Source organism: Pseudomonas chlororaphis (genome assembly GCF_001921865.1).
Classification (GTDB): Bacteria; Pseudomonadota; Gammaproteobacteria; order Pseudomonadales; family Pseudomonadaceae; genus Aquipseudomonas; species Aquipseudomonas chlororaphis_D.
Genome location: NZ_MSCT01000020.1, coordinates 259,653 through 284,158 on the forward strand (window position 1 = coordinate 259,653; position 24,506 = coordinate 284,158).

Here is a 24,506-nt window from a genome sequence, read left to right on the forward strand (position 1 = left end):
AGCAATGAATTACAGCTTTATCAATGAACGTCTTTCCAGTATTCGCGCTTGAGCAGATAGGCGAACACGAAGAAGAAGGCCAGATACAGTAACACATAGGTGCCGATCCGTTGATGCTCCAGCTTGACCGGGTTGGCCGAGTAAGCCAGGAAAGTCACCAGGTTCTTGACCTTCTCATCGAACTGCTCTTCGTTGAGCGCACCGGTTTTTGGCAGCACGGTCAACTGATCGCAGGCTTCGTGAGTCAGAGGAGTTCCGGTCAACGGATCGTATTGCTTCTTGCCGTCCTCGACGATCTGCACCTGCTTGCAGCCCACCACCTGGCGACCCTGCAGGCCAACCAGAACGTTAGGCATGCCGACGTTCGGGAAGACCTTGTTGTTCACGCCCCAAGGGCGCGCCGGATCTTCATAGAAGGAGTGCAGATAGCCATAGAGCCAGTCGGTGCCACGCACACGGGCGACCAGGGTCAGGTCGGGCGGAGCCGCGCCGAACCAGGCCTTGGCGTCAGCCGGCTGCATGCCGATGTTCATGTGGTCGCCGATCTTCGCGCCAGTGAATACCAGCTTGCTCAGCATCAGATCGTGAGGGATCCCCAGATCGTCGGCGACACGCTCGTAACGCTGGAACTTGGCACTGTGGCAACCCATGCAGTAGTTGGCGAATGTCCGCGCACCATCTTGCATGGCGGCCTTGTCGGAGACGTCGATGTCGACTTTTTCCAGCTCGGGGCCACCGTGTTCGGCCGCAAAGGACAGTACAGGCATAGCAGCAAGAATCAGTACAGCAAATAGCTTTTTCATCAGCCAGTCACCCTTTCCGGAACCGGTTTGGTCTTCTCGAGCCTGGTGTAGAACGGCATCAGAATGAAGTAGGCGAAGTACAGGAAGGTACATACCTGCGACAGCAATGTACGGCCCGGAGTCGGTGCCAGCACGCCCAGGATCCCCAGGATCACGAACGAGATGCAGAACACCACCAGCCAGATCTTGCTCAGCCAGCCCTTGTAGCGCATGGATTTAACCGGGCTGCGGTCCAGCCATGGCAGCACGAACAGCACGGCGATTGCCGCGCCCATCGCGATCACACCCAGCAGCTTGTCCGGAACCGCGCGCAAAATCGCGTAGAACGGAGTGAAGTACCAGACCGGGGCAATATGCTCAGGCGTCTTGAACGGGTTGGCTTGTTCAAAGTTCGGTTTCTCGAGGAAATAACCACCCATTTCCGGGAAGAAGAACACGATCGAACAGAAGATGAACAGGAACACCACCACACCGACGATATCCTTCACGGTGTAATACGGATGGAAAGCAATGCCATCCAGCGGTATGCCGTTTTCATCCTTGTGCTTCTTGATGTCCACGCCGTCCGGGTTGTTCGAACCGACTTCGTGCAGCGCCAGAATGTGCAGCACCACCAGGCCGAGAATCACAATCGGCAGGGCCACTACGTGCAAGGCGAAGAAGCGGTTCAGGGTGATCCCGGAAATCAGGTAGTCGCCGCGAATCCACTGGGTCAGGTCGTTACCGATGACAGGGATCGCACCGAACAGCGAGATGATCACCTGCGCGCCCCAGTAGGACATTTGCCCCCAAGGCAGCAGGTACCCCATGAACGCTTCGGCCATCAGCGCCAGGTAGATCAGCATGCCGAACAGCCATACCAGCTCACGCGGCTTCTGGTACGAACCGTAGAGCAGGCCACGGAACATATGCAGGTAGACCACGATGAAGAACGCAGAAGCGCCGGTGGAGTGCAGCAGACGCAGGATCGAGCCGTACTCAACGTCGCGCATGATGTATTCGACGGAAGCAAAAGCCTCCTCCGCCGACGGGGTGTAGCTCATGGTCAGCCAGACACCGGTGACGATCTGGTTAACCAGAACCAGCAGAGCCAGGGAACCAAAGAAGTAGAAGAAGTTGAAGTTCTTCGGGGCGTAATACTTGCTGAGATGGTCTTCCCACATCTTGGTCGCGGGGAAGCGCGCATCGACCCAATCCATGAACTTGCTCATCACGCTTTCTCCGTATCGACGCCGATGACAATAAGGTCGTCCGACTCATAGGAATGCGGGGGTACTGGCAGGTTCAAAGGCGCGGGTTGCGACTTGTAGACGCGGCCAGCCAGATCGTAGTGGGAACCGTGGCAAGGGCAGAAATAGCCACCTACCCAATCCTTGCCCAGATCCGCAGGCGCCACTTCAGGGCGGAAGGTCGGCGAACAACCCAGGTGGGTGCAGATACCGATCAGCAGCAGGATCTCTGGCTTGATCGAACGCACTTCCGGGTCGACGTAGGTTGGTTGAACAGAGTTCTTGGAGTCTGGGTCGGACAGCTGACCCTCGATTTTCTTGAGATTCCCCAGGATCTCCTGCGTGCGGCGGACGATAAATACCGGCTGACCGCGCCACTCAGCAATCATCTGCTGGCCTGGGTCGATCTTGCTGATATTCACTTTCACCGGTGCACCTGCGGCTTTCGCCTTGGCACTGGGAAACCATGACCCCACGAACGGGACCGCAGCCCCCACCGCTCCTGCAGCACCCACCACGGATGTAGCTGCTACAAGGAAGCGACGCCGGCCTGCATTCACGCCGTCATTGCTCATTCAGTCCTCTCCCATCAGCTTTGTGGCCTGTTAAATCAGGCATCTACTAAGTAAAAATCTGAACTTATAAAAATTTTGCCGAATGGTAATGAAAAGCCCCTACTCTGACAAGGTAATTACCAACCTGGCCCGGCTCCAGGCCCTGTAGTATAGGGGCTCTGCGGATGTGGCAAGTTGTCACACTACAAAATAGTCGCCCATAAAAAAACGCCCAGCTCCATAAGGAGGCTGGGCGTTCTTTTGAACGCGAAAGCGAATTAACGCTTCGAGTACTGCGGACGCTTACGCGCTTTACGCAGACCGACTTTCTTACGTTCAACTTCACGGGCGTCGCGGGTTACGAAGCCAGCTTTACGCAGAGCGCTGCGCAGAGTTTCGTCGTAGTCCATCAGAGCACGAGTGATGCCGTGGCGGATTGCGCCAGCCTGGCCACTCACACCACCACCGATAACGGTGACGTAGATGTCGAACTTCTCGACGGTCTCGGTCAGTTCCAGCGGCTGACGAACTACCATGCGGGCAGTTTCGCGGCCGAAGAAGTTATCCAGGGAGCGATTGTTGATGGAGATGTTGCCAGTGCCCGGACGCAGGAAAACGCGTGCGGTTGCAGTCTTGCGACGGCCAGTGCCGTAATTTTGAGTCGCCGACATAATGAACTATTCCGTTAAATCTTCAGTTCTTGGGGCTGCTGAGCAGTATGAGGGTGAGCAGCGCCCGCATAGACTTTCAGCTTACGGTACATGTCGCGACCCAGCGGGTTCTTAGGCAGCATGCCTTTTACCGCGGTCTCGATCACGCGCTCAGGGGCCTTGGCGATCAGCTTTTCAAAGTTGATCGACTTGATGCCGCCCGGGAAACCGGAGTGGGAGTAGTACATTTTGTCAGTGGTCTTAGCGCCAGTAACACGTACTTGCTCAGCGTTGATCACGACGATGTAGTCGCCGGTGTCGACGTGAGGTGTGTACTCAGGCTTGTGCTTGCCACGCAGACGGCTCGCGATTTCGGTGGCCAGACGACCCAGGGTCTGACCAGCAGCGTCGACGACAAACCAGTCGCGCTTAACTGTTTCCGGTTTAGCAGTAAAAGTTTTCATTCTTTATAGCCTCAGGGGCCGCCTGTAAATTAGACGGCGGATCTTACTGAATAGTGCGTACTTTGACAAGTCAAAGGCAGCCGGATACAGACGCTATCGGGGGCTCGGGTCAGCGCGTCCGTTATACGGCAAGATTCTTCGGCAGGCGGCGCATCACTTCCACTGCAGAAAGAGCTGCGGAATTATGCAGATTGCGAAAAAAAATTCAACCTGCTTTTATGATTGTTTTGCCGAAGGAGCACCCGATGGACTATCGCCAGCTAGGCCGGACCGACCTGAACGTGAGTGCAATCTGCCTGGGAACCATGACCTGGGGCGAGCAGAACAGCGAGTCCGAGGCCTTCGCCCAGATCGAACGAGCCAAGGCGGCCGGGATCAATTTCATCGACACCGCCGAGATGTATCCTGTGCCGCCAAAAGCCGAAACCTATGCCACCACCGAGCGCTACATCGGTAATTGGTTCAAGGCCCGCGGTGATCGCGCCGACTGGATCCTGGCGAGCAAGATCGCCGGCCCCGGCAACACCATCGACTACATTCGCGACAAACAGCTCAAGCACAACCGCAAGCACATAGTCGAAGCCGTGGACGCCAGCCTCAAGCGCCTGCAGACCGACTGGATCGACCTCTACCAGTTGCATTGGCCGGAGCGCAGCACCAACTTCTTCGGTCAACTGGGCTACAAGCACAAGGAAGAGGACTTCACCCCACTGGAGGAAACCCTCGAAGCCCTGGACGAGCAGGTCAAGGCCGGCAAGATCCGCCATATCGGCCTGTCCAACGAAACCCCATGGGGCACCATGAAGTTCCTGGCCCTGGCCGAAAGCCGCGGCTGGCCACGGGCAGTATCGATCCAGAACCCCTACAACCTGCTCAACCGCAGTTTCGAGGTGGGCCTGGCGGAAATCGCCATTCGCGAACAATGCGGACTGCTGGCCTACTCGCCCCTGGCCTTCGGCTTTCTCTCCGGCAAGTACGAAGGCGGCGCACGTCCGGCCAAAGGTCGTCTGAGCCTGTACAGCCGCTTCAGCCGTTACTTCAACCCGCAATCGGAAGCAGCCTGTAGCCGTTATGTGGCCCTAGCCCGCGAACATGGCCTGGACCCGGCGCAAATGGCGTTGGCGTTCGTCACCCGGCAGCCATTCGTCACCAGCAATATCATCGGCGCGACCACCCTCGAGCAACTGGACAGCAACATCGCCAGTTTCGAGCTGAAGTTGTCAGACGAAGTGCTGGCAGGGATCGAGGCGATTCACAAGGACCACCCGAACCCAGCGCCGTAAGGTACTTCATTGGTAGGAGCGAACTTGCTCGCGATGTCCGCGTCGCGGGCGCTGATCGCGAACAAGCTCGCTCCTACAGGAAGCAGCCATGCGCTAGAGAGACCGCGCGATGATTTCCTTCATGATCTCGTTGGTCCCGGCATAGATGCGCTGCACCCGCGCATCCGCCCAGGCCCGGGCCACCGGGTATTCCCACATATAGCCGTAGCCGCCGTGCAACTGCACGCACTCGTCGAGCACCTTGCACTGCAAGTCGGTACCCCAATACTTGGCCATCGCGGCGGTCGGTACGTCGAGCTTGCCCTGCAGATGCAGCTCCAGGCAGCGATCGACGAAAACCCGGCCAATCTGGATCTCGGTGGCCATCTCCGCCAGCTTGAAACGGGTGTTCTGGAAGTCCGCGATCGACTTACCGAAGGCCTTGCGCTCGCGGGTGTACTCCAGGGTCCACTGCAGCGCTGCCTCGGCCGACGCCAGCCCTCCCACCGCCACAGTCAGGCGCTCCTGCGGCAACTCCTGCATCAGGTAGGCAAACCCCATCCCGGCCTGCCCTAGCAGGTTCTCCTTGGGCACACGGACATCCTGGAAAAACAGCTCGGACGTGTCCTGGGCCTTCATGCCGACCTTTTCCAGGCGCTTGCCCTTGGAAAAGCCTGGTGTACCAGCCTCCACCAGGAACAGGCTGGTGCCCTTGGCGCCGGCCTTGGGGTCGGTCTTGGCCACGACGATCACCAGATCGGCCAGGTAGCCGTTGGTGATAAAGGTCTTGGAGCCATTGATCACATATTCGTCACCGTCCAGCACCGCGGTGGTCTTGACCCCTTGCAGGTCGGAACCGGCGCCCGGTTCGGTCATGGCAATGGCCGTCACCATCTCGCCGGACACCAGTTTCGGCAGGTATTTGTGTTTCAACTGCTCGCTGCCGTAATGCAGGATGTAGGGCGCGACAATGTCGGAATGCAGGGAAAAACCGATACCGGTCAGGCCCAGCCGCCCCACCTCCTCGATCACCACCGCACTGTAGAGAAAGTCGGCTCCCAGGCCACCGTACTCCTCGGGAAGATGGGAGCAGAGCATCCCCGCCTCGCCTGCCTTGTTCCACAGGGCACGGTCGATGTAACCCTGTTTTTCCCATTGCCCATGGAACGGTACGGCCTCCTTTTCCAGGAAGGTACGCACGCTGTCACGAAAGAGTTCGTGCTCGGAGCTGAACAAGGTTCTGGGAATCATTGGACTACCTGTCGTTGTTGGCGGCCGGGATTGGCCCACAGAGCCTAAGCCCACGCATGCAACACAGGACACTGGACACATCCGACAAAAAATAAGACGATCCAGCCGTCTGGTGACCACTTTCCCCTATAAGAACAATTGAATTATGTCTAACCAAACCTCCACGCCCTTGCGGCGCGTCAGCATCCTGGCGATCGACCGCGTTTTCGCCTCCACCCTCATGCAAGCCAAGGACTTCTTCCACCTGGCCAGCCTGCGCTACGGCAAGCAGCTGGGCCATGGCCTGACCCCGGCCTTCGAAACCCGCCTCGTCAGTCCCGACGCAAAGCCAGTGTGCAGTTTCAGCGACGTGATCCTGCCGGTGGACGGCGCCCTGGGCGATACCGACGTGATCATCCTCCCGGCGTTCTGGGACGATTTCGAAACGCTCTGCCAGCGTTATCCGCAGATCCTGCCCTGGCTGCGCCAACAGCATGCCCGTGGCGCCGTGCTCTGCGGCGAAGCCACTGGGGTGTTCTGGCTCGCCGAAGCCGGGCTGCTCGACGGTAAGGAAGCCACCACCTACTGGCGTTTCTTCAATGCCTTCAGCGAGCGGTTCCCCAAGGTCCAGCTCAACCAGGACAAGCACCTGACCGACGCCGACAACCTGTATTGCGCCGGCGGCACCACCTCGGCCTGCGACCTGTATATCTACCTGATCGAACGCTTCTGCGGCGCCAACGTTGCCCAGGCCGTGGCCCGCGACATCCTCTATGAAGTGCAGCGCAGCTATTCTCCGGGCCGTATCGGCTTCGGCGGCCAGAAGCTGCATCAGGACGTGATCATCCTGCAGATCCAGCATTGGCTCGAAGAGCACTTCGCCGACAAGTTCCGCTTCGAGGACGTGGCCCGCGAACACGGCATGAGCATCCGCAATTTCATGCGCCGCTTCCAGACCGCCACTGGCGACAAGCCGCTGCACTACCTGCAACGCCTGCGCATCGAAACCGCCAAGGGCCTGCTCTCCGGGTCGCGCAAAAGCATCAAGACCATCAGCTACGAGGTCGGCTACGACGATGCGAGCTTCTTCGCCCGCCTGTTCCGCCAGCACACCGAACTGTCGCCGAACCAGTACCGGCAGCAGTTTCACCAACAAGCCGCGTAAATGAAAAAGGGCCTGCAATGCAGGCCCTTCTTTTTATCTGGCTGCCCCTTAAGGCTTGTGCGCCCGCGAAAGAAACTCGTGGGACTGCATTTCCAACAGGCGGCTGAGGGTACGCTGGAACTCGAACGTCAGGCGGCCGCCGGTGTACAAGTCCTTGAGTTCGACCTCGGCGGAAATGATCAGCTTGACGTTACGGTCGTAGAACTCGTCGACCATGTTGATGAAGCGCCGGGCGATGTCGTCGGTGGCGACGCTCATCTGCTCGACACCACTGACCAGCACGGCATGGAAGATCTTGCCCAGTTCGATGTAGTCGTTCTGGCTGCGCGGGCCGTCGCACAGTTCGCGGAAGTCGAACCAGGCCACGTCGTCGCAGGTGCGCAGGGCACGGATTTCGCGGTTTTCGACGATCAGCACATCGTTTTCCACGGCCTGGGTGCATTCCGGCGTCAGCGCGCGAAAGCTCTTGCGCAGGCTTTCGTGAGCCACTTCATCCAGTGGGAAGTGGAACAGCTCGGCCTGCTCCAGGTGACGCAGGCGGTAGTCGACGCCGCTGTCGACGTTGACGATCTCGGTGTGCTGCTTGATCAGCGCGATGGCCGGCAGGAAACGCGCGCGTTGCAGGCCGTCCTTGTACAGACCGTCCGGCACGATGTTCGAGGTGGCCACCAGGGTCACGCCGTTCTTGAACAACTCTTCCATCAGCGTGCCGAGGATCATGGCATCGGTGATATCGGACACGAAGAACTCGTCGAAGCAGATCACCCGGGCCTCGTCGGCGAAGCGCTTGGCGATGATGGTCAGCGGGTTCTTCTCGCCGCCCAGGGTCTTCATCTCTTCGTGCACGCGCTTCATGAAGCGGTGGAAGTGAGTCCGGACCTTCTGCTTGAACGGCAGGGCTTCAAAGAAGGTATCGACCAGATACGTCTTGCCACGCCCCACGCCACCCCAGAAATACAGGCCCTTGACCGGCGCCTGGTCTTTCTTGCCAAACAGCTTGCCCAGCAGGCCCGGCTTGTTGTTCGACGCTGCGATCAGGTCGTCGTACAGGCGCTGCAAATGACGCACGGCGGTTTCCTGCGCGGCGTCGTGGAAGAACTCCGGGCGTTTCAGATCAGCTTGGTATCGTTCTAGGGGCGTCATAATTCGTTAGCAAGGCAACAAAAACGGGCCGTCACTGTAGCGACGGCCCTTGAGAATGGCAATCAGCCCTTGGTCGGGAGATTGCGGTTAGTCCTGCGCGGGCGCCAGGGCAAGGCGCAGCGCATCGATCGCCGCGTCGCGACTGGCGGCGTCGGCAAAGGCCGGGCTGTCGGCCACGCACTCGCCTTCCAGCCAGACGCTGAAACTCAGGGCCTCGCTGCGCAGATCCAGTGCCTGGCCGGCTTGTAGCTGCTTGGTCACGACGCCGGCGGCCTTGCCATCGGCGAAGTGACGCGACAGCAGCAATTGCTCGCCATCGGCGGCCAGCAAGCGGAAACGGAAGCTGCCGTCGTCTTCGCGGAAGCTGACGAAACGCGCCGCCTTGGTTGCTTTCTTCTTGGTGGTCGCCGCCACTTGTACCTGGTTGACGAATGAGCGCAGGCCCACGGCTTCGCGCAACTCATTGAGGAACGGGGTGGCCACGGCACGGGCTTTCTTGGCGCCGGCCTGGAGGATGTCTTCCAGGTCCGAAGGACGCTCGATCAATTGGTGATAACGCTCGCGCGCCTCGCCCAGTTCGTTGTCCAGCAGCGTGAAGAGACGGTTCTTCGCCTCGCCCCAACCCAGGCCCTGCAACAATTCGCTGCGGAATTCGGCAGCCTGGGCCGGCGTTGCGAACGCCTGGTACAGGGTGAACAGGTGGGCGCTGTCCGGGTCCTTGGCTTCGCCAGGCGCGCGCGAGTCGGTGACGATGCGCGAGATCGCGTCCTTCATGTCCTTGGCGCTGCTGAACAACGGGATGGTGTTGTCATAGCTCTTGGACATCTTGCGGCCATCGAGGCCCGGCAAGGTGGCGACGCTCTCTTCGATCAGCGCTTCGGGCAGGGTGAAGAACTCCTTGCCCTGGCCGAACAGGTGGTTGAAACGCTGACCGATGTCGCGAGCCATTTCCACGTGCTGGATCTGATCGCGACCGACCGGCACCTGGTGCGCGTTGAACATCAGGATGTCCGCGGCCATCAGTACCGGGTAGCTGTACAGGCCCATGGTGATACCGGCGTCCGGGTCTTCGCCGGCCTCGACGTTTTTATCCACCGACGCCTTATAGGCGTGGGCGCGGTTGAGCAGGCCCTTGGCGGCCACGCAGGTCAGCAGCCAGGTCAGCTCGGGGATTTCCGGGATGTCCGACTGGCGATAGAACGTCACGCGCTCCACATCCAGGCCACCGGCCAGCCAGGTCGCAGCGATTTCCAGGCGCGAGCGCTGGATACGCAGCGGATCGTCGCACTTGATCAGGGCGTGATAGTCGGCCAGAAAGTAGAACGAGTCGGCATTGCTGTCGCGGCTAGCGAGGATCGCCGGGCGGATGGCGCCGGCGTAGTTGCCCAGGTGCGGTGTGCCGGTGGTGGTGATGCCGGTGAGGATGCGCGTACGAGTAGTCATGGGTAATCGCTTATCAGACTGCAATCAATTCGAGAGTCGCGGCAGCAGCAGATCCTTGAGATCGGTGAGCTTGCCATGAAAAAAGTGCCCGCATTCTGCCACTTTCAGCAGCTCATGGGGGCGTTCAAGCGCGTCGGACCAGTCGTAGACCAACTGTGGGTCGACCACTTCGTCGGTTTCCGGCTGGATCAGGGTCAGCGGGCAGTTCTGCGGCAGCAGGTCGGTATCGCGCAAACGCATCACGGCCGCGGCGACCATGAACAGGTGCTTGAGCTGTTCACCCTGGGCTTCCAGGCGCCCGCCGAGGCTGGCGGCGACGAAACCGCCGAAAGAGAAACCCAGCAAGGTCATCGGCAGTTCCGGATGTTTGGCCCGCAGCCATTCGGCCGCCGCCTGGGCATCGTCGACTTCACCGCTGCCCATGTCATGGCTGCCTTCGCTGGCGCCGACGCCACGGTAGTTGAAACGCAACGTGATCAGACCGGCATCGCGCGCCGTGCGTTGCAGGGTCGAGACCACCTTGTTGAGCATGGTGCCGCCCTGCACCGGGTTCGGATGGCAGATCAGCGCCACGCCGCGGGCGTCGGCGACCTCCAGGTAAAGGGCTTCCAGTTGGCCGACCGGGCCGGCAATCACTACGGGGGTTTCACGCATAAGCAAGGAAGGAACTCCGTGACCTCGAATCGGGTCGACTCGTCTAGCCAATTGTCTGTGCCAATCTATTGCGAGTGAATCGCGGTATACAGCGCAGGTTCGAGCCGTTAACGTAAAGCAAAGCCGTTTATAGAGGAAGGACTCGTGGAACACTCGCTCTTAGTTTGGTTGTTGCCGACTCTTGCCCTGATCGCGGGTGTCGCCATTGGATTTCTGGTCGCTCGCCTGCTGCCGAATGCCGCGCCTAACAGCACGCAACGTCAGCTGGATGATATTCAGGAACGTTTTGACAGCTATCAGAACGAAGTGGTCACCCACTTCAACAGCACCGCTACGCTGGTGAAAAAACTCACTCAAAGCTATCAGGAAGTGCAGGACCATCTCGCCGAGGGCGCCAACCGCCTGGCCCTGGACGAGCAGACCCGCCAACGCCTGCTGGCCGCGCTGCACTCCGACTCGGTGCAGGCTCCACGGGAACGCCTGACGCCGCCACGCGACCAGGAACCGCCACGGGACTACGCGCCCAAGTCGCCGAACGCGCCTGGCATGCTCGACGAGCACTACGGCCTGAAGAAGTAAGCACGTTCCAGACGCCGTAAAAAAGCCCGCCCGATCACTGATCGGGCGGGCTTTTTCATGCCTGGGGTTCAGCCGGGCGGGTTACGGGTACTGCTGGTAGGTCTGGCCCTGAGGCTGCTGGTACTGCTGGCCGGGGATCGCCTTGAGGTTCACTTCCACGCGACGGTTCTGCGCGCGGCCATTGACGTCGCCGTTGCTGGCGATCGGGTTATCCGGACCGGCGCCACGGGCCGACAGGTTGGCGCCGCTGACCCCTTGCGAGGTCAGGTAGGTCGCCACGCTCTGGGCCCGACGCTGGGACAGGTCCATGTTGTGCTGGCGGCTGCCGGTGCTGTCGGTGTAGCCGACGATCTCGATCTGGTTCTGGTTGAACTCCTTGAGGGAGTTGGCCAGGTTGTTCAGCGGCTGATAGAAGCTTGGGGCGATGTTCGCCGAGTCGGTGGCGAAGGTGATGTTGCCCGGCATGATCAGCTTGATCTGATCGCCCTGGCGCTGAACTTCGACCCCGGTATTGGCCATGCTGGCACGCAGTTTCTTTTCCTGCTGGTCGGCGTAGTAGCCGTAGCCGGCGGCGGAAGCGCCCACCACCGCAGCGCCAATCAGCGCGCCCTTGCCACGGTTGTTGTGGTCGATGGCGGCACCGGCCAGCGCACCGGCCAAGGCCCCCAGGCCACCGTATTTCGCAGTTTTGCTCATGCCCGTGGAGCCGTCGGCCTGCCCCTGATTGTCATAAGGGTTAGGCGAAGCACAGCCGGACAACAAGGCCACAGCGGTAGCGACAACGATCAAACGACGCGAGGTGAACATGGAGAAGCTCCTACTTTTTACATTCTGTGATGCAGCGGACGTTGGCAACAGACCTTTGCTGGCGTTGGAACACGGCCAATGACAAAAATTCCGTGAAACTTCTGACAGCAAAGGTCAGGCCCTGACGAAAGGATTCTCACGCATTTCATCGCCCAGACGGGTGTCCGGACCATGCCCGGCCACCACGATAGCGTCCTCGTCGAGGGTGTACAGGCGTTGCTTGATCGAACGCACGATAGTGGCCTGGTCGCCACCCCACAGGTCCGTGCGCCCTACCCCTCGTTTGAACAGGGTGTCACCGGCAATCAGCAGCTTAGCCTCTGCGAACCAGAAGCTCATGGAACCCGGTGTATGCCCCGGCGTATGCAGGGCCACACCGCAGCCGCAGGCCAGCTCTTCGTCGTCCGCCAGCCAGCGGTCCGGTGCCGGCACGGGCGTGTAAGGCACGCCGAACATGCCGCACTGCATTTCCAGGTTGTCCCAGAGGAACTGATCCTCCTTGTGCAGATGCAGGGTCGCGCCGGTCTTTTCCTTCATCTGCCCCGAGGCCAGGAAATGATCCAGGTGAGCGTGGGTGTGAATGATGCTCACCACCTTCAGACCCAGGGCCTCCAGGCGCGCCATGATCAGCTCGGGATTGCCGCCCGGGTCGACGACAATCGCTTTTTTCGTGACGGGGTCGCCGATGATCGTGCAGTTGCACTGCAAGGGGCCGACGGGGAAGGTTTCGCGGATAAGACGTGGCTTGGCGGTTTCCATGGGGTGTTCCTGAAAAATCGATGGGCCATTCTCGCACAGCTTGCCGCCAGGACTTTATCCACAGGCCACGATGGCTGCCGCCCCTCCCGAAGCGACAGCCGCTCGCTGTCAGAACGCCAACTGCAAGGTTTCCTCACCTTCCAGCGCCAGCAGGAACTGCTTGGCCTGCAAGCCCCCGGCAAAGCCAGTGAGGCTGCCCGAGGCGCCGATCACCCGATGGCAGGGGGCAATGATCGAGATCGGATTCCGGCCGTTGGCCGCGCCCACCGCACGCACCGCCTTGGGGCTGCCCACCTGCACGGCGATCTGGCTGTAGCTGCGGGTTTCGCCAAAGGGAATGGTCAACAGCGCCTGCCAGACCTTGCGCTGGAACTCGGTGCCGACAAAGTCCAGCTCCAGCTCGAAACGTTCGCGCCGGCCGGCAAAGTACTCGTTGAGTTGCCGCTCGGTTTCCAGCAGCACCGGGTGATCCTCGGCTTGCTGCAAGGGGCCGAGACGCACGCGGTTTTCCCGCTCGCATTCCCAGAGAATCGCGGCGAGTTTCGTGCCTCGGGCAACCAGGGTCAGCTGGCCGACGGGCGAGTGCATCAATTTGAATACGCAGGACATGCTGGGTCTCCTTTCAGTCCGCCAAGGAAGCCGGGCCCGGAACCTTGCGGTTTGTCGCCCTTTCCTCAGTACGCCTTCACTGTAAACCGGGGTTCAAGCGCAAGAACTTCGTTTCTTGCGCTTGAACCCCCACGGTCCATTCCGGGCGCAGGCAGGGCACCAAGGCTAGTCATCCTCTTCGATCAGGTAGCAATTGTCACTGCTGCTGTGCTGGCCATGAGGGGCCACGATCAATGCCCCGCGACCTTTGCCGCACTCGAGCAAAGGCACCGGCGAAAGCTCCCGCTGCTGGTCGATGCGGGCGTTGAAGCGGACGATATAGACCCCCAGCGCAATCGACACGCAAAGAATCAGCACCAGACACAGCACCAGTTGATCGACATAGCCGGCGCTGGTGCCCTCAGAATGCATGGGCGACATAATCCGACCCTGCCGGCGCGGCGTTTTGCCCAATCAGAAACCAGCCCCAGGCCCCGCCATCCCCCAGGCGTACCAACGATGTCCTGGCAGGCAGGACGCAGGCCATCAAACCGAAAAGAATCAGGACCAGCAGGATTCCCTTGATCACCGAAGACAGGTTCATAGCAGTGTCGCGCTCTGGATTAACAAGAGCGCCAGCTTAGAAAGCAGCGGGTTAACGCCGGGTAAACATCGACAGAAAAGCGCCAGACTCCGCTATCCTTCGGCCCACTGAGCGACAGAGGTTCGAGGGCACGTTTCCATGCATATTCATTTGCTGCTGGTCGAGGACAACCTCGACCTGGCCAATACCGTCATTGAATACCTGGAGATCGGCGGCATCGTCTGCGACCACGCGAGCAACGGTCAAACCGGCCTCAACCTGGCGCTGAGCCAACACTACGACGTCATTCTCCTGGACATCATGCTGCCGCGGCTCAACGGCCAGCAGCTGTGCGAACAATTGCGCCAACAAGGCAGCCAGACGCCCATCCTGATGCTGACGTCGCTGGATGCCCTGTCGGACAAGCTCGCCAGTTTTTCCGCCGGGGCCGACGACTACCTGGTCAAGCCTTTCGAGCTGGCCGAGCTGGTGGCCAGGATCCGTGCCTTGAGCATGCGCCGCAGCGGCCAGACCAACCGCCTCCAAGTGGCCGACCTGGTCATGGAACTGTCCACGCGCAAGATCAGCCGCGCCGGCCAGGAGCTACACCTCTCGCCCACCTGCTGGACCCTGCTGGAATGCCTGATGCGCGCGGGCCCCGAACCGGTCACCCGTGAACGCCTGGAAGCCAGCATCTGGGGCGACGAGCCGCCGGACAGCAACACCCTCAAGGTGCACATGCATCGCTTGCGCAAGACCGTGGACAAAGCCTTCAGCCAACCGCTGATCCACACCCTTCCCGGCGTTGGCGTACAGCTGAGGCCCTATGCGTAAGGGCCTGGGTCTGAAATGGGTGATCAGCGGCAGCTTCCTGTTGCTGATCGCCGTGGTGCTGGTGATCTACAGCCTGCTACTGCCGGAATACAGCGTGCGTGGCCTGCTTTATACCGCCAGCGCCATGATGGAAGAAGAGGCCCAGTACTTCGCCAGGCACTACCAGAAGGACCCGAGCACGCCCCCACCGCACAACTATTTCTACACCAGCGTCATCGGCAAGGAAGCGCTGCCGGAGCTGATCCGCCAGCGGCTGGATACGCCGCCCAGCCTGTCTTTCGGCGCGGTCCGGGTGTTCGGTGACGCCGACGACGATGAAAGCCGTGCCGTCCTGGCCCAGCCCCTGGCAGACGGCAAGACGCTGTACATGTACGACGTCGACCATGACCAGGAGGAAGGCGGTGAGGTCGAAACGCCGCTGTCCGACGCCTACATCGACCGCGAGCTACGCAGCGTCAACTTCATCAGCCTCGCGGTGTTCGTTCCGGCGCTGATCATCATTGCCCTGCTGGTCTGGTGGCTGGTCCGGCCGCTGGGGCGGCTCGCCCAGTGGTCCACCACCCTGAAAGACCCGGACGCCATGTCCGGCGAGCGTCCGAACTTCAGCTTCAAGGAGTTCAACATGCTGGCCGACGCCTTGGCCCAGAGCGTGCAGCAGGTACAGGCCGCCAGCCTGCGCGAAGGCCGCTTGCTGCGCTACACCAGCCATGAACTGCGCACCCCGCTGGCGGTGCTGAAGGCCAATATCGAGCTGCTGACCCTGCAATCCGGCGGCGCCCTGCCCCTGCCCCTGCAGCGTATCGAACGCTCGGTGCTGAACATGCAGCGCATCGCCGAGACCTTGCTGTGGATGAGCCGCGAGCTCCCCGAGGCCTTGCCCGACGAAGCCATCGACATGAACGGGCTGCTCAACGAGCTGATCGAAGAACACCGCTACCTGATCGGCAGCCGGGACATCGAGCTGCTGCTCGATATCAGCAGCGATCCCTGCCGACTGCCCCTCACCGCGTGCCGCATCGTGGTCGGCAACTTCCTGCGCAATGCCCTGCAATACGCCGACGACGGCAGCATCGAAATCCATTTCCAGTATCCGCAACTGCGCATCGTCAACCGCATCCGGGACACCCGGCAAGTCGAGCCTTCCGGCGATTTCGGCTATGGCCTGGGCCTGGAGCTGATGCGCCAGCTGTGTGCCCGGCTGGGCTGGCAGATCGACGTCGTTGCCGAACAGCAGCACTTCTGCGTCACCCTGGAGTTCGCCGCTCCGGATCTCTAGAAGCCATCTTGCGTTGACTCTCGCCGGCAGGACGCCTAGCCCAGCAGGCCCAATTCCTGGGCCCGGGCCACGGCCTGGGTACGACGCTCGACTCCCAGCTTGCTGTTGATGTGGCTGGCGTGGGTTTTCACGGTGTGCAGCGAGATGAACAACTGATCGCTGATTTCCTGGTTGGAGCAGCCTTGGGCGATCAACTGCAACACCGCCAGCTCACGGGAACTGAGGGTCTCGCCGGAATTCTGCTCCAGCGGTTCGCGTACCGCCGCAGCCGGCAGGCGTTCGAGCAGGGTCTGGCGCAAGGGTGTCGCCGGGCTGTGGTGAAGTTGCTCGCGCAGCCACTCCGGATGGGTCCGCAGCGCCCACTCGAACGGCTGTACCGCCCCACCCGCAGCGGCTTCCAACGCCTGGGCGAAGGCCTGGCGTGCTTCGCTATCGAGGCCCTGGACCAACAGCAATGCGACCTTCTGATTCAACGCCATCACGCTGAGCATCTGGCGCCCGGTCTGCCGTCCGTGCTCCACCAGCTTGTCCAACCGCTGCTCGGCCAGGGCCGGCTCGCCCTGACGGCTGTCGAGCAAGGCCTGTTGCAACTCGATGTGCAACGGCAACTGCGGATGAAATTCCGGCGCGGCGGCGGCCTGCTCGCCGGTATAGGTCTGCCCCAGGCGGGCCAACCAGGCTTGCGCCAGGTCGGTGCGGCCCTGGGCCAGCCAGAGTTCGCATTTGACCAGGGTGATCATCGCCAGGTAGTAGATCGGCGGTACGTCCCAGATGTGCATCAGGCGTTCGGCCTCGGCCAGTTCGGCAAAGGCCTTGGCGAACTGCCCCCTGTACCCTTCCAGGTTGGCGATCACGCAATGGCCGATCAGCACGCTGATATCGCGACAGGCCCGGGCCTCGACCAGCCCGGCCTGCAAGCGAGCCAGCCCGGCTTCCGGCTGGCTGCGCAGCACCAGCAGATAACCTTCATACAGCGTCAGCCGGGCGCGCACCGCGTACAGGCGCTGCGTGGAAAGCCCGTACAAGCGCTGCAAGCCCTGGCGCACTTCGTCCAGCGCCCGCAGGATCTCCCCGCGGGCTTGCAGCACCCGGGCCCGATCGTAGTGGGCCAGGGCCTCGAACAGCGGATTGCCGACCCGCTGCGCCAGTTCCAGGGACTCGCGGTTGAGCCCGCGGGCACGCCACAAGTCGGCATCGGCGATGGCCAGGTTGGACAGGGTCGACAGGCACACCAAGCGCTGCCCGTAACGCTTCTGCGGCAAGGTTTCCAAGGCTTCGGTGCAATACAGCAGGGTCAGTTCGCGATGCCCGCGCCCACGGGCGATGATGCCGCTCAAGGCCAGCCATTGCGCCAGCATGGACTTCTGCGCGGTGGCCGAAGGCGCCGGCAGGAAACGGCTCAGATGGCTGGCCAGCTCCTCCGCGGCATCCAGCTGGCAAGCCAGCCCCAACGCCCAGCTGTACAGCACGATCAGCCGCGGGGTGCTGATCAGCAGGCTGTCGGGCAAGTCCATTTTCCAGCGCAGTAACATACCGACGTTCTGCTCGGCCAGCAGTTGCTCCTCGGACAGGTTCTGCACCAGGTTCGCCGCCACATCCAGATGCCCGGCGCGCAATGCCTGCTCCACCGCTTCGTCCAGCAGGCCCTGGGCGTTGAACCAGCGACAGGCCCGCAGATGCAGGCTGGCCGACGGCAGTACCGCATTGGCCGTGGGACGGGTGCGCAGCAGGTCGGAAAACAGATGGTGATAACGGTACCAGCGTCCCTGTTCGTCCAGCGGCACCAGGAACACCTGGTGGGCCAGCAAGTAGCGCAGGATCTCCGCGCTGTCGTGGGACTCGCGCAGCGCATCGCACAGTTCGCTGCAGAAACGCTCCTGCGGCGCTGTGTCGTAGAGGAACGACTGCACCTCGGGCGGCAGGCAATCGATGACTTCTTCCAGCAGATAATCGCGAATCAGCCCCTCGCCGCCATTCAGCGACTGCGGCAGGATTCCGCCGCTGCCCGCCTCCGAGGCCGCCAACAGCCAGAAGCGCAAACCGGCCACCCAGCCTTCGCTGCGCAGGATCAGGCTTTCCAGCGCCTCGCCGCGCAGCGAACTGCTGTGGCGGTCGAGCAGGGCCATGGATTCGTCGTGGGTCAGGCGCAAGTCCTGCTCGTGCAGTTCCAGCAATTGCCGAGACAGCCGCAAGCGCGCCAGGTGCCAGTCCGGGCGCTGGCGGCTGGTCACCAGCACCAACAGGCCGTCGGGCAAATGGTTGAGGAAGAACTGCAGGCAACGGTCGAGCACCGGGCCCTGGGCCAGGTGGTAATCGTCCAGCACCAGTAACAATGGGGACGCGCTGGAAAGGTGGATCGCCAATTCGTCGAGCAGGCCGTCCAGCCATTCTTCGAAGGCAAAGGGCTGGTGGCGCTGGCGCATTTTCAGCAGCCCGAGGGACTGGCCGCCCAATGACGGGAAGTACTGTTGCAACCCGTCAAGCAGGCGTTCGAGAAAACGCCCCGGATCGTTGTCCCGCCGACTGAGCCCCAGCCACAGGCTACGCCAATGCTCAGGCAGGCCCTGGCAAAACTCCACCGCCAGCGAGCTCTTGCCAAAGCCGGCCGGTGCGCTGACCAGCAGTAGCCGGCCATTGAGGCCCGCACTCAAACGCTCGCACAGACGCGGCCGCAGTACGTAGGCGTCGGGCAAGGGTGGTCGGTAGAAGCGCCCTTCCGGTGCGGCAATGGCGGCACCGGCAGGCCCCTGGATACGGGACAGATCAGTCATGGCCAACTCTTGTTGAAATGCTTGTCGGCAACACAGATGTCGGCAGACTAGCGGTAAAAGGCCATCGGTTGAAGATTTTTGCTACAGATGGATAGAAAAAGACTACAACCGGATTTTTCAGCCCTCCCAACGTCCCTGTAGGAGCGAGCTTGCTCGCGATGGGAACAGCCGGGACTGATCGCCGGCCGATGTTATCTGGGCGATTTTTTCGCGAGCACGCTCGCTCCTGCAGAGGGGCCATCCGCCCGTCGTGTAGAAAAAACGCAGACAAAAAAACGCCCCGAACCAGTCGGGGCGTCGATCGAGGATGCGCCTCGATTTTATTGCAGGTTACCGAACGCCGTCCTGGCGCAGGGCCGCCGGGGTGAAGTCGCTGGTGGTGGCGGTGAAACCGAAATCATAGGCCGACTTCTCTTCGTTCTTCATGCCCAGCGCCAGGTAACGGCCGGACTGCAGGTCGTAGAGGGTTTCCAGGGCGTACCACGGCACTTGCTTGTCGTAGTAGTTCTCGGCATGGGCCTCGGCCACGCGCCACAGCTGGCCACGACCGTCGTAGTGGTCGATCACGGCAGCCTGCCAGGTGTCTTCGTCGATGTAGAAGTCACGCTTGGCGTAGATGTGGCGCTGACCTTCCTTCAGGGTCGCCACCACATGCCAGACACGACGCAGCTCGTAACGCGCCAGATCCTGGTTGATGTGGCCGGCCTTGATGATGTCGGCGTACTTCAGTTGCGGCGAGTCGAGCTTGTAGCTGTTGGAGGCGATGTACATCTCCTTCTTGCCTTCGAGCTTCCAGTCGTAGCGATCCGGCGCGCCGTTGTACATGTCGAGGTTATCGGAGGTACGCAGGCCGTCGGCCGCGGTGCCCGGACCGTCATAGGACACTTGCGGGGCGCGACGCACACGACGCTGGCCGGCGTTGTAGACCCACGCCGAACGCGGCTCCTTCACCTGGTCCAGGGTTTCGTGCACCAGCAGCACGCCACCGGCCAGGCGTGCCGGCGCGGTCACTTTCTGCTTGAAGTAGAACAGGATGTTGCCCGGGTTCGCCGGATCGTAGTCCTTCATCTTGTCGCGGAACACGAACTGGTCCTGGAAGTACACCAGGCTGAACGAACCGTTGGCCTGTGGCGTGGCCTGGGTCACCAGGCGGGTCACGCTGCCGCCGCGATAGCGGGTGATGTGGTTCCAGATGACTTCCACGCCGCTCTTCGGAATCGGGAAGGGTATGGCGGTCTTGAAGTTTTCCAGGCCGTTGCCGCCGCTGACCAGGTTGGTCTTGGTGGCGTTTTCCTTGATCGCGGCAAACACGTCAGCCGGCACGGTGGCACCGCGATGGGACGGGTAGACCGGCATCTTGAAGGATTCCGGGTAGCGCTTGAACATCGCGTACTGCCCCGGCGCCAGCTTGTCCTTGTACTGCTCGACGTTCTGCGCGGTGATGGTGAACTGCGGCTGCTCGCTGGCATACGGGTTAGCCAGGAAGCCCTTGCTGTCCACGCTACCGGCGTTGGTCGGCAAGGCTTTCCAGGCCGGAATGGTACCGGCAGCGTTACCGGCCATTTCCGCACCCATCGGCGTCAGGGAGGTCCCCAGCTTGGCCGCTTCATCAGCCGAGACCGCGGCCATGACCCCGGTCGCCAGCAGCGACAGCCCGAGGACACCGACCTGCAACAGACTCTTGGTTACTTTCATATTCTGGTTCTTCCTGAAAATGCAGTGCTTAGAAGTTCACGCCGAAACTGAGGGCCACGAAGTCACGGTCATCCACGGTGGTGTACTTGCCATCGAAGAAGTTGGTGTACGCCAGGCTCGCGGTGTAGGTGTTCTGGTACTCGGCATCCACGCCCAGGCTGATGGCCTTGCGGCCTTCCTCGAAGTTGCCGCCAGGGCCCGGCGAATAACCGCTGACGTCATGGGACCAGGCCACGTTCGGCTTCAGGTTCACACCGGCGAACACGTCGTTGTATTCCCAGATGGCACGACCGCGATAACCCCAGGAAGTCGGTGTGGTGAACCCTTCGTTGGTGCAATTGCGGCTACGGTTGTTGGTCGCGGCTCCCGCGCCGGCACCGTTGATGGTGCTGGTGTTGAGGATCTGCGAACAGGTGTCCAGGCCACCAGTGGCCGGCAGTTCGCCCGGGCCGTAGACCGGGTCGCGGCCGTAGCGCACGTCGGACTTGGATTCCAGGCCGCCGACATAGGTCAGGCCGACTTCGCCCACCAGGGTCAGGCGGCTGGCGCCCATGACCTGGTCGAAGAAGTGAGTGAAGGTGGTCTGGATCTGGGTGATTTCCTTACGGCGGTAGCCATGCAGGTCTTCGCCCGGCACGCCGTTGAGCAGCGAGGCATTGGCCAGGGTGCCGCCCAGCGGACGGACGCCGGCGAACAGGATATCGGTGGAGTTCAACTGCACCGGAGCGTTCGGGCGATAGCTGATCTCACCGCTCCACGCGGTACCGGTAGGCAGGGTGGTGGAGAAGCTCAGGCCATAGAGACGGATATCCTCGGGGTACTCGACGAAGTACTGGGAGTTGCCCGCCACCACCAATGGGCCCAGGGCGCGGAATGGCCCAGGCAATGCCGCCACCTGGTTGTAGACCGACTGCGGTGCGCCCGTGGCGCTGAAGATCGGCGCGCGGCTGTGGTAGTTCATGAAGTACGCCCCGAACTCGGTATCGAGCGGCTCGTACATGTACTTGAAGGACACGCCCCACTGCCCGCTGTCCCGCGCATCGCGGTCCGGACCGCGGCGTACCAGCACGCCCTCTTCGTTGACGTCGACGCCCGCGCCGGCCAATGGCCCCAGGGCGATGGACGGAATGGTCGAACGCTTGTTCAGTACCCGAAGGTTGTCGGTGCAACCGTCGGCGATGATGTCCGGCTGGGAGAAGAAGGTGCCGCAGTTATCGACGACGGTCTGGTCCCATTCCAACTGGTAGAAGGCTTCGGCCGAGAGGTTCTCGGTCAGGCTCTGGGACACGTAGAACATGTTGACCGGGATCAGGCCTTCCTTGATCTCCGCGCCAGGGCGGCGGAAAGCGGAAACGTCGATCGGGTTGATCGAGTTGATGCCGCCGCCGATGAAGGTACTTTCACCCCAGCTCACCACCTGCTTGCCCAGGCGCACGGAGCCTGGCTGTTCGGCGATCGAGTAGTTGTGGTAGACGAAGGCGTCGAGGATCTGCCCACCGGAGGACTTGGCGCCTTCCTTGCGGTTACTGTCGCTGATGTCCTTGAACTCGCGGCTTTCGTCCTTGAGTTCGAAGTCATACCAGTACTTGCCACGGACAAAGACCCCGGTATCGCCGTATTTCAGTTCAAGGTCATGGATACCCTTGAAGATCTTGGAAAAGGTTTCGCCGCTCTTGAAGTTAGCGTGGCCATCGTCGGACGTCTGGGACAGGCCGTGACCACCGTTGTTGACACCAATCAGATTCTTGTTGGGGCTCTGGGTAGACCAACTCGCACCCAGCGATAGAGAAGAGTCGAACTGACCTTCGATTTCACCGATGTTGAAACTGACGCCGAAGGCAGGCCCGGCGAGCGTAGAGGCGAGACTGACAGCCAGAGGCAGTTTCGCCCGGCGCCAGAACTGGTTTACTGATGTCATCGACGCTACTCCATGTGCTTTATTGTTATGGCAGTGAGCACTTTTAAAAACGCTCTGAACGAGCGGAGCCCAGTCAGCCCCGAAGTCGTTCACAGTTGCATCGCCCCAATGTCGTGCGGTTGCCCCGTTCTTAAAAATCCTTGGGCGGACTATAGCCAGCAGGTGGTACGGCTTGATCCCTCTAAAGTGTGATTTGCAGCCACCAACCACTCTGGAACGGTCCTTTCGCCAACCCGCCAAATGCGGGCAGGGCAAGGATGGCTGAATTTTCCGATTTGACAAGGCAAGCGCTTGCTTGGTGGGCTCTACCGTGCCCTTTCGGGCACGGCGGGAGGGGTCTACAAGGTCGAAAGGAAGGTGCTGTTGTTGGCCTGCCATTCGGTGATGTCGAGGCGGATGCGCTTCTTGTCGAGCTTGCCGACACTGGTCTTGGGAATTTCAGTAACAAGGGCGATTTGACTGGGAATCGCCCACTTGCTCAAGTGCCCCAGTTCGACGAACGGCTTGAGGTGCTCCTTGAGCTCCTTCGCCCCAATCGCCTGCCCCTCGCGCACCACCAGCAAGGCGAACGGGCGCTCGCCCCACTGCGGATCGGGGATACCCACCACTGCTACTTCGCGTACCGCCGTGTGCCGGCTGATCAGGTCTTCCAGGGCCAGGGACGACACCCACTCGCCGCCGGTCTTGATCACATCCTTGATCCGGTCGCGGATGTCGATCACGCCCATGCTGTCGAGGGTCGCCACGTCACCGGTGTGCAACCAGCCGCCTTCCCACAGCTCGGCGCCCTTCTGCGGCTCGTTGAAGTAGCCTTCGCTGAGCCACGGCGCGCGCAGCACCAACTCGCCCTGGGTCTCGCCATCGGCCGGCAGGAAGTTGCCGTCGCCATCGACGATCGCCGCCTCCACCAGCGGCCCGGGCACGCCGGCCTTGATCCGGTAGGACGTACGCTCGTCCTCGGTCCCCGCCAGCAGCTCTTCGTTGAGGTGCGCGCAGGACACCAACGGCCCGGTTTCCGACATGCCGTAGGCCGCCGTCAGCTGGATGCCCTTGGCCTTGGCCAGCTCATACAGCGCACGGTTGAGCGCACTGCCACCGATGACGATCTTCCAGCCACCGAAATCGGTGCCCAGGGCGCCCTTGGCGTTGAGCAGCATTTGCAGGATGGTCGGCACGCAATGGGAGAAGGTGACCTTCTCCTTGCGCCACAGCTCCACCAGGAACTCCGGATCGTAGCGCCCGGGGTAGACCTGCTTGAGGCCCAGCATGGTGGCCACGTAAGGCAGGCCCCAGGCATGCACGTGGAACATCGGGGTAATGGGCATGTACACATCGTCGGTGCCCAGCAGGCGCACACTGTCGATGCTGCCCATGATCACCGACACGCCCATGGTGTGCAGCACCAGTTGCCGATGGGTGAAGTACACGCCCTTCGGGTTGCCGGTGGTGCCGGTGGTATAGAAGGTGGTGGCCACCGAGTTTTCGTCGAAGTCCTCGAAAGCATACTGGGTACTGGCCGCCGCCAGCAGTTGCTCGTACTCGCCCACCAGGTTCGGCAGGTCGGCACTGTGGTCCGGGCCGTCGGTCAGCAGCAGGGTTTTCTCGACCGTGGTCAGTTGCCCGGCGATGGCCTGGTAGAGCCCGACGAACTCGCTGTTGACCAGCACGAAGCGGTCCTCGGCGTGGTTCATCGTGTAGAGAATCTGTTCCGGCGACAGGCGCACGTTGATGGTGTGGATCACCGCGCCGATCATCGGGATGGCAAACATGCACTCCAGGTAGCGATGGCTGTCCCAGTCCATCACCGCCACGGTATCCCCGGCCTTGACCCCGGCAGCCGTCAACACGTTCGCCAGCCTGGCCACGCGCTCGATCAGGGTTGGGTAGCTGTAACGCAGTTTGTCCCGGTAGACGATTTCACGGGTTTTCTCGTAACGGGTGCCGGACATCAGCAGCCGCTTGATCAGCAGCGGGTATTGGTAGGCGCCTTCGGCTGGCGGAATAACGCGAGTCTGCAACATAAGCATCCCTTTTTCTGACTGCACGGTCGTGGCTGAAGAGCGCTCACTCTAGAGCGCCGCCGACTCTGCCAAATCAGC

The 24,506-nt window shown here is 61.4% G+C and carries 23 protein-coding genes; 5 read left to right on the forward strand and 18 right to left on the reverse strand.

Translation table 11 applies throughout. From position 1 onward, the window contains the following. Positions 1–20: 20 nt before the first annotated feature. From BTN82_RS24180 to rplM, 5 genes are all read right to left on the reverse strand, one after another. Positions 21–803 carry a cytochrome c1 gene (locus BTN82_RS24180; protein ID WP_075121598.1) on the reverse strand — a complete coding sequence of 261 codons (783 nt, stop codon included), beginning with the start codon at positions 801–803 and terminating at the stop codon, positions 21–23. Continuing rightward, complete coding sequence (locus BTN82_RS24185; protein ID WP_038635006.1) at positions 803–2,014, reverse strand: cytochrome b; 1,212 nt, start codon at positions 2,012–2,014, stop codon at positions 803–805. Before BTN82_RS24185 ends, BTN82_RS24180 begins: the two co-directional genes overlap by 1 nt. Continuing rightward, complete coding sequence (petA, locus tag BTN82_RS24190) at positions 2,014–2,607, reverse strand: ubiquinol-cytochrome c reductase iron-sulfur subunit (RefSeq protein ID WP_007928454.1); 594 nt, start codon at positions 2,605–2,607, stop codon at positions 2,014–2,016. Before petA ends, BTN82_RS24185 begins: the two co-directional genes overlap by 1 nt. 257 nt (positions 2,608–2,864) lie before the next feature. Next, complete coding sequence (gene rpsI, locus BTN82_RS24195; RefSeq protein WP_003228056.1) at positions 2,865–3,257, reverse strand: 30S ribosomal protein S9; 393 nt, start codon at positions 3,255–3,257, stop codon at positions 2,865–2,867. Positions 3,258–3,271: 14 nt separating this feature from the next. Next, positions 3,272–3,700, reverse strand: coding sequence for a 50S ribosomal protein L13 (gene rplM / locus BTN82_RS24200; protein ID WP_007928449.1), 429 nt, complete (start codon positions 3,698–3,700; stop codon positions 3,272–3,274). 245 nt (positions 3,701–3,945) lie between these two features. Here rplM and BTN82_RS24205 point away from each other — a divergent pair, with 245 nt between their 5' ends. After that, a complete protein-coding gene (locus BTN82_RS24205) occupies positions 3,946–4,983 on the forward strand; it encodes an NADP(H)-dependent aldo-keto reductase (RefSeq protein WP_075121599.1) in 1,038 nt (345 codons plus the stop codon). Positions 4,984–5,076: 93 nt separating this feature from the next. Here the strand turns inward: BTN82_RS24205 and BTN82_RS24210 are convergent, their stop codons facing one another. Beyond that, positions 5,077–6,213 (reverse strand): acyl-CoA dehydrogenase family protein, encoded by a 1,137-nt coding sequence (locus BTN82_RS24210; protein ID WP_075121600.1) that lies wholly within the window; start codon positions 6,211–6,213, stop codon positions 5,077–5,079. Positions 6,214–6,457: 244 nt separating this feature from the next. Between BTN82_RS24210 and BTN82_RS24215 the strand changes: the two genes are divergently transcribed. After that, on the forward strand, positions 6,458–7,357 hold the full coding sequence (locus BTN82_RS24215) for a GlxA family transcriptional regulator (RefSeq protein ID WP_186828455.1): 900 nt from the start codon (positions 6,458–6,460) through the stop codon (positions 7,355–7,357). 48 nt (positions 7,358–7,405) lie between these two features. On the opposite strand, the gene zapE is transcribed toward BTN82_RS24215, so the two are convergent. From zapE to BTN82_RS24230, 3 genes are all read right to left on the reverse strand, one after another. Then, a complete protein-coding gene (gene zapE, locus BTN82_RS24220; protein ID WP_075121602.1) occupies positions 7,406–8,500 on the reverse strand; it encodes a cell division protein ZapE in 1,095 nt (364 codons plus the stop codon). A gap of 87 nt (positions 8,501–8,587) precedes the next feature. Next, positions 8,588–9,943: a tryptophan--tRNA ligase gene (locus tag BTN82_RS24225; RefSeq protein WP_075121603.1), complete on the reverse strand. Its 1,356-nt coding sequence runs from the start codon at positions 9,941–9,943 to the stop codon at positions 8,588–8,590. Positions 9,944–9,967: 24 nt separating this feature from the next. Then, positions 9,968–10,597 (reverse strand): alpha/beta hydrolase, encoded by a 630-nt coding sequence (locus tag BTN82_RS24230; protein ID WP_075121604.1) that lies wholly within the window; start codon positions 10,595–10,597, stop codon positions 9,968–9,970. Positions 10,598–10,741: 144 nt separating this feature from the next. On the opposite strand from BTN82_RS24230, the gene BTN82_RS24235 reads away from it, so the two are divergent. Further along, on the forward strand, positions 10,742–11,176 hold the full coding sequence (locus BTN82_RS24235) for a YhcB family protein (protein WP_075121605.1): 435 nt from the start codon (positions 10,742–10,744) through the stop codon (positions 11,174–11,176). Positions 11,177–11,257: 81 nt separating this feature from the next. On the opposite strand, the gene BTN82_RS24240 is transcribed toward BTN82_RS24235, so the two are convergent. The 5 genes from BTN82_RS24240 to BTN82_RS24260 all read right to left on the reverse strand — a co-directional run bounded on the left by BTN82_RS24240 (position 11,258) and on the right by BTN82_RS24260 (position 13,934). Next, positions 11,258–11,983 carry an OmpA family protein gene (locus BTN82_RS24240; RefSeq protein ID WP_075121606.1) on the reverse strand — a complete coding sequence of 242 codons (726 nt, stop codon included), beginning with the start codon at positions 11,981–11,983 and terminating at the stop codon, positions 11,258–11,260. A 114-nt stretch (positions 11,984–12,097) separates the two neighbouring features. Continuing rightward, a complete protein-coding gene (locus BTN82_RS24245) occupies positions 12,098–12,742 on the reverse strand; it encodes an MBL fold metallo-hydrolase (RefSeq protein WP_075121607.1) in 645 nt (214 codons plus the stop codon). Positions 12,743–12,850: 108 nt separating this feature from the next. Beyond that, on the reverse strand, positions 12,851–13,351 hold the full coding sequence (locus BTN82_RS24250) for a methylated-DNA--[protein]-cysteine S-methyltransferase (protein ID WP_075121608.1): 501 nt from the start codon (positions 13,349–13,351) through the stop codon (positions 12,851–12,853). A 165-nt stretch (positions 13,352–13,516) separates the two neighbouring features. Further along, positions 13,517–13,762, reverse strand: coding sequence for a hypothetical protein (locus tag BTN82_RS24255; RefSeq protein WP_261793017.1), 246 nt, complete (start codon positions 13,760–13,762; stop codon positions 13,517–13,519). Then, on the reverse strand, positions 13,752–13,934 hold the full coding sequence (locus BTN82_RS24260; protein ID WP_075121610.1) for a hypothetical protein: 183 nt from the start codon (positions 13,932–13,934) through the stop codon (positions 13,752–13,754). The genes BTN82_RS24255 and BTN82_RS24260 overlap by 11 nt, the downstream gene beginning before the upstream one ends. A gap of 138 nt (positions 13,935–14,072) precedes the next feature. Here BTN82_RS24260 and BTN82_RS24265 point away from each other — a divergent pair, with 138 nt between their 5' ends. Together BTN82_RS24265 and BTN82_RS24270 are read left to right on the forward strand one after the other, a co-directional pair. Further along, entirely contained in the window at positions 14,073–14,747 is a 675-nt protein-coding gene (locus BTN82_RS24265; protein ID WP_075121611.1) for a response regulator transcription factor, read from the forward strand. After that, complete coding sequence (locus BTN82_RS24270) at positions 14,740–16,023, forward strand: sensor histidine kinase (RefSeq protein ID WP_075121612.1); 1,284 nt, start codon at positions 14,740–14,742, stop codon at positions 16,021–16,023. The genes BTN82_RS24265 and BTN82_RS24270 overlap by 8 nt, the downstream gene beginning before the upstream one ends. Positions 16,024–16,058: 35 nt before the next feature. Here BTN82_RS24270 and BTN82_RS24275 read toward each other — a convergent pair whose 3' ends face one another. The 4 genes from BTN82_RS24275 to BTN82_RS24290 all read right to left on the reverse strand — a co-directional run bounded on the left by BTN82_RS24275 (position 16,059) and on the right by BTN82_RS24290 (position 24,428). Further along, a complete protein-coding gene (locus BTN82_RS24275) occupies positions 16,059–18,794 on the reverse strand; it encodes a LuxR C-terminal-related transcriptional regulator (protein WP_075121613.1) in 2,736 nt (911 codons plus the stop codon). A 330-nt stretch (positions 18,795–19,124) separates the two neighbouring features. Next, positions 19,125–20,489 (reverse strand): DUF1329 domain-containing protein, encoded by a 1,365-nt coding sequence (locus BTN82_RS24280; protein WP_075121614.1) that lies wholly within the window; start codon positions 20,487–20,489, stop codon positions 19,125–19,127. A gap of 28 nt (positions 20,490–20,517) precedes the next feature. Continuing rightward, positions 20,518–22,407, reverse strand: a complete 1,890-nt coding sequence (locus tag BTN82_RS24285) for a DUF1302 domain-containing protein (protein ID WP_075121615.1) — start codon at positions 22,405–22,407, stop codon at positions 20,518–20,520. Between the two features lie 338 nt (positions 22,408–22,745). Then, a complete protein-coding gene (locus tag BTN82_RS24290; protein ID WP_075121616.1) occupies positions 22,746–24,428 on the reverse strand; it encodes a fatty acid--CoA ligase in 1,683 nt (560 codons plus the stop codon). Positions 24,429–24,506: the final 78 nt, after the last annotated feature.

Coding starts and splice junctions, on each gene's coding strand:
- BTN82_RS24180 (WP_075121598.1), bottom strand. CDS start 803: ATGAAAAAGCTATTTGCTGTACTGATTCTTGCTGCTATGCCTGTACTG.
- BTN82_RS24185 (WP_038635006.1), bottom strand. CDS start 2,014: ATGAGCAAGTTCATGGATTGGGTCGATGCGCGCTTCCCCGCGACCAAG.
- petA (WP_007928454.1), bottom strand. CDS start 2,607: ATGAGCAATGACGGCGTGAATGCAGGCCGGCGTCGCTTCCTTGTAGCA.
- rpsI (WP_003228056.1), bottom strand. CDS start 3,257: ATGTCGGCGACTCAAAATTACGGCACTGGCCGTCGCAAGACTGCAACC.
- rplM (WP_007928449.1), bottom strand. CDS start 3,700: ATGAAAACTTTTACTGCTAAACCGGAAACAGTTAAGCGCGACTGGTTT.
- BTN82_RS24205 (WP_075121599.1), top strand. CDS start 3,946: ATGGACTATCGCCAGCTAGGCCGGACCGACCTGAACGTGAGTGCAATC.
- BTN82_RS24210 (WP_075121600.1), bottom strand. CDS start 6,213: ATGATTCCCAGAACCTTGTTCAGCTCCGAGCACGAACTCTTTCGTGAC.
- zapE (WP_075121602.1), bottom strand. CDS start 8,500: ATGACGCCCCTAGAACGATACCAAGCTGATCTGAAACGCCCGGAGTTC.
- BTN82_RS24225 (WP_075121603.1), bottom strand. CDS start 9,943: ATGACTACTCGTACGCGCATCCTCACCGGCATCACCACCACCGGCACA.
- BTN82_RS24230 (WP_075121604.1), bottom strand. CDS start 10,597: ATGCGTGAAACCCCCGTAGTGATTGCCGGCCCGGTCGGCCAACTGGAA.
- BTN82_RS24240 (WP_075121606.1), bottom strand. CDS start 11,983: ATGTTCACCTCGCGTCGTTTGATCGTTGTCGCTACCGCTGTGGCCTTG.
- BTN82_RS24245 (WP_075121607.1), bottom strand. CDS start 12,742: ATGGAAACCGCCAAGCCACGTCTTATCCGCGAAACCTTCCCCGTCGGC.
- BTN82_RS24250 (WP_075121608.1), bottom strand. CDS start 13,351: ATGTCCTGCGTATTCAAATTGATGCACTCGCCCGTCGGCCAGCTGACC.
- BTN82_RS24255 (WP_261793017.1), bottom strand. CDS start 13,762: ATGCATTCTGAGGGCACCAGCGCCGGCTATGTCGATCAACTGGTGCTG.
- BTN82_RS24260 (WP_075121610.1), bottom strand. CDS start 13,934: ATGAACCTGTCTTCGGTGATCAAGGGAATCCTGCTGGTCCTGATTCTT.
- BTN82_RS24265 (WP_075121611.1), top strand. CDS start 14,073: ATGCATATTCATTTGCTGCTGGTCGAGGACAACCTCGACCTGGCCAAT.
- BTN82_RS24270 (WP_075121612.1), top strand. CDS start 14,740: ATGCGTAAGGGCCTGGGTCTGAAATGGGTGATCAGCGGCAGCTTCCTG.
- BTN82_RS24275 (WP_075121613.1), bottom strand. CDS start 18,794: ATGACTGATCTGTCCCGTATCCAGGGGCCTGCCGGTGCCGCCATTGCC.
- BTN82_RS24280 (WP_075121614.1), bottom strand. CDS start 20,489: ATGAAAGTAACCAAGAGTCTGTTGCAGGTCGGTGTCCTCGGGCTGTCG.
- BTN82_RS24285 (WP_075121615.1), bottom strand. CDS start 22,407: ATGACATCAGTAAACCAGTTCTGGCGCCGGGCGAAACTGCCTCTGGCT.
- BTN82_RS24290 (WP_075121616.1), bottom strand. CDS start 24,428: ATGTTGCAGACTCGCGTTATTCCGCCAGCCGAAGGCGCCTACCAATAC.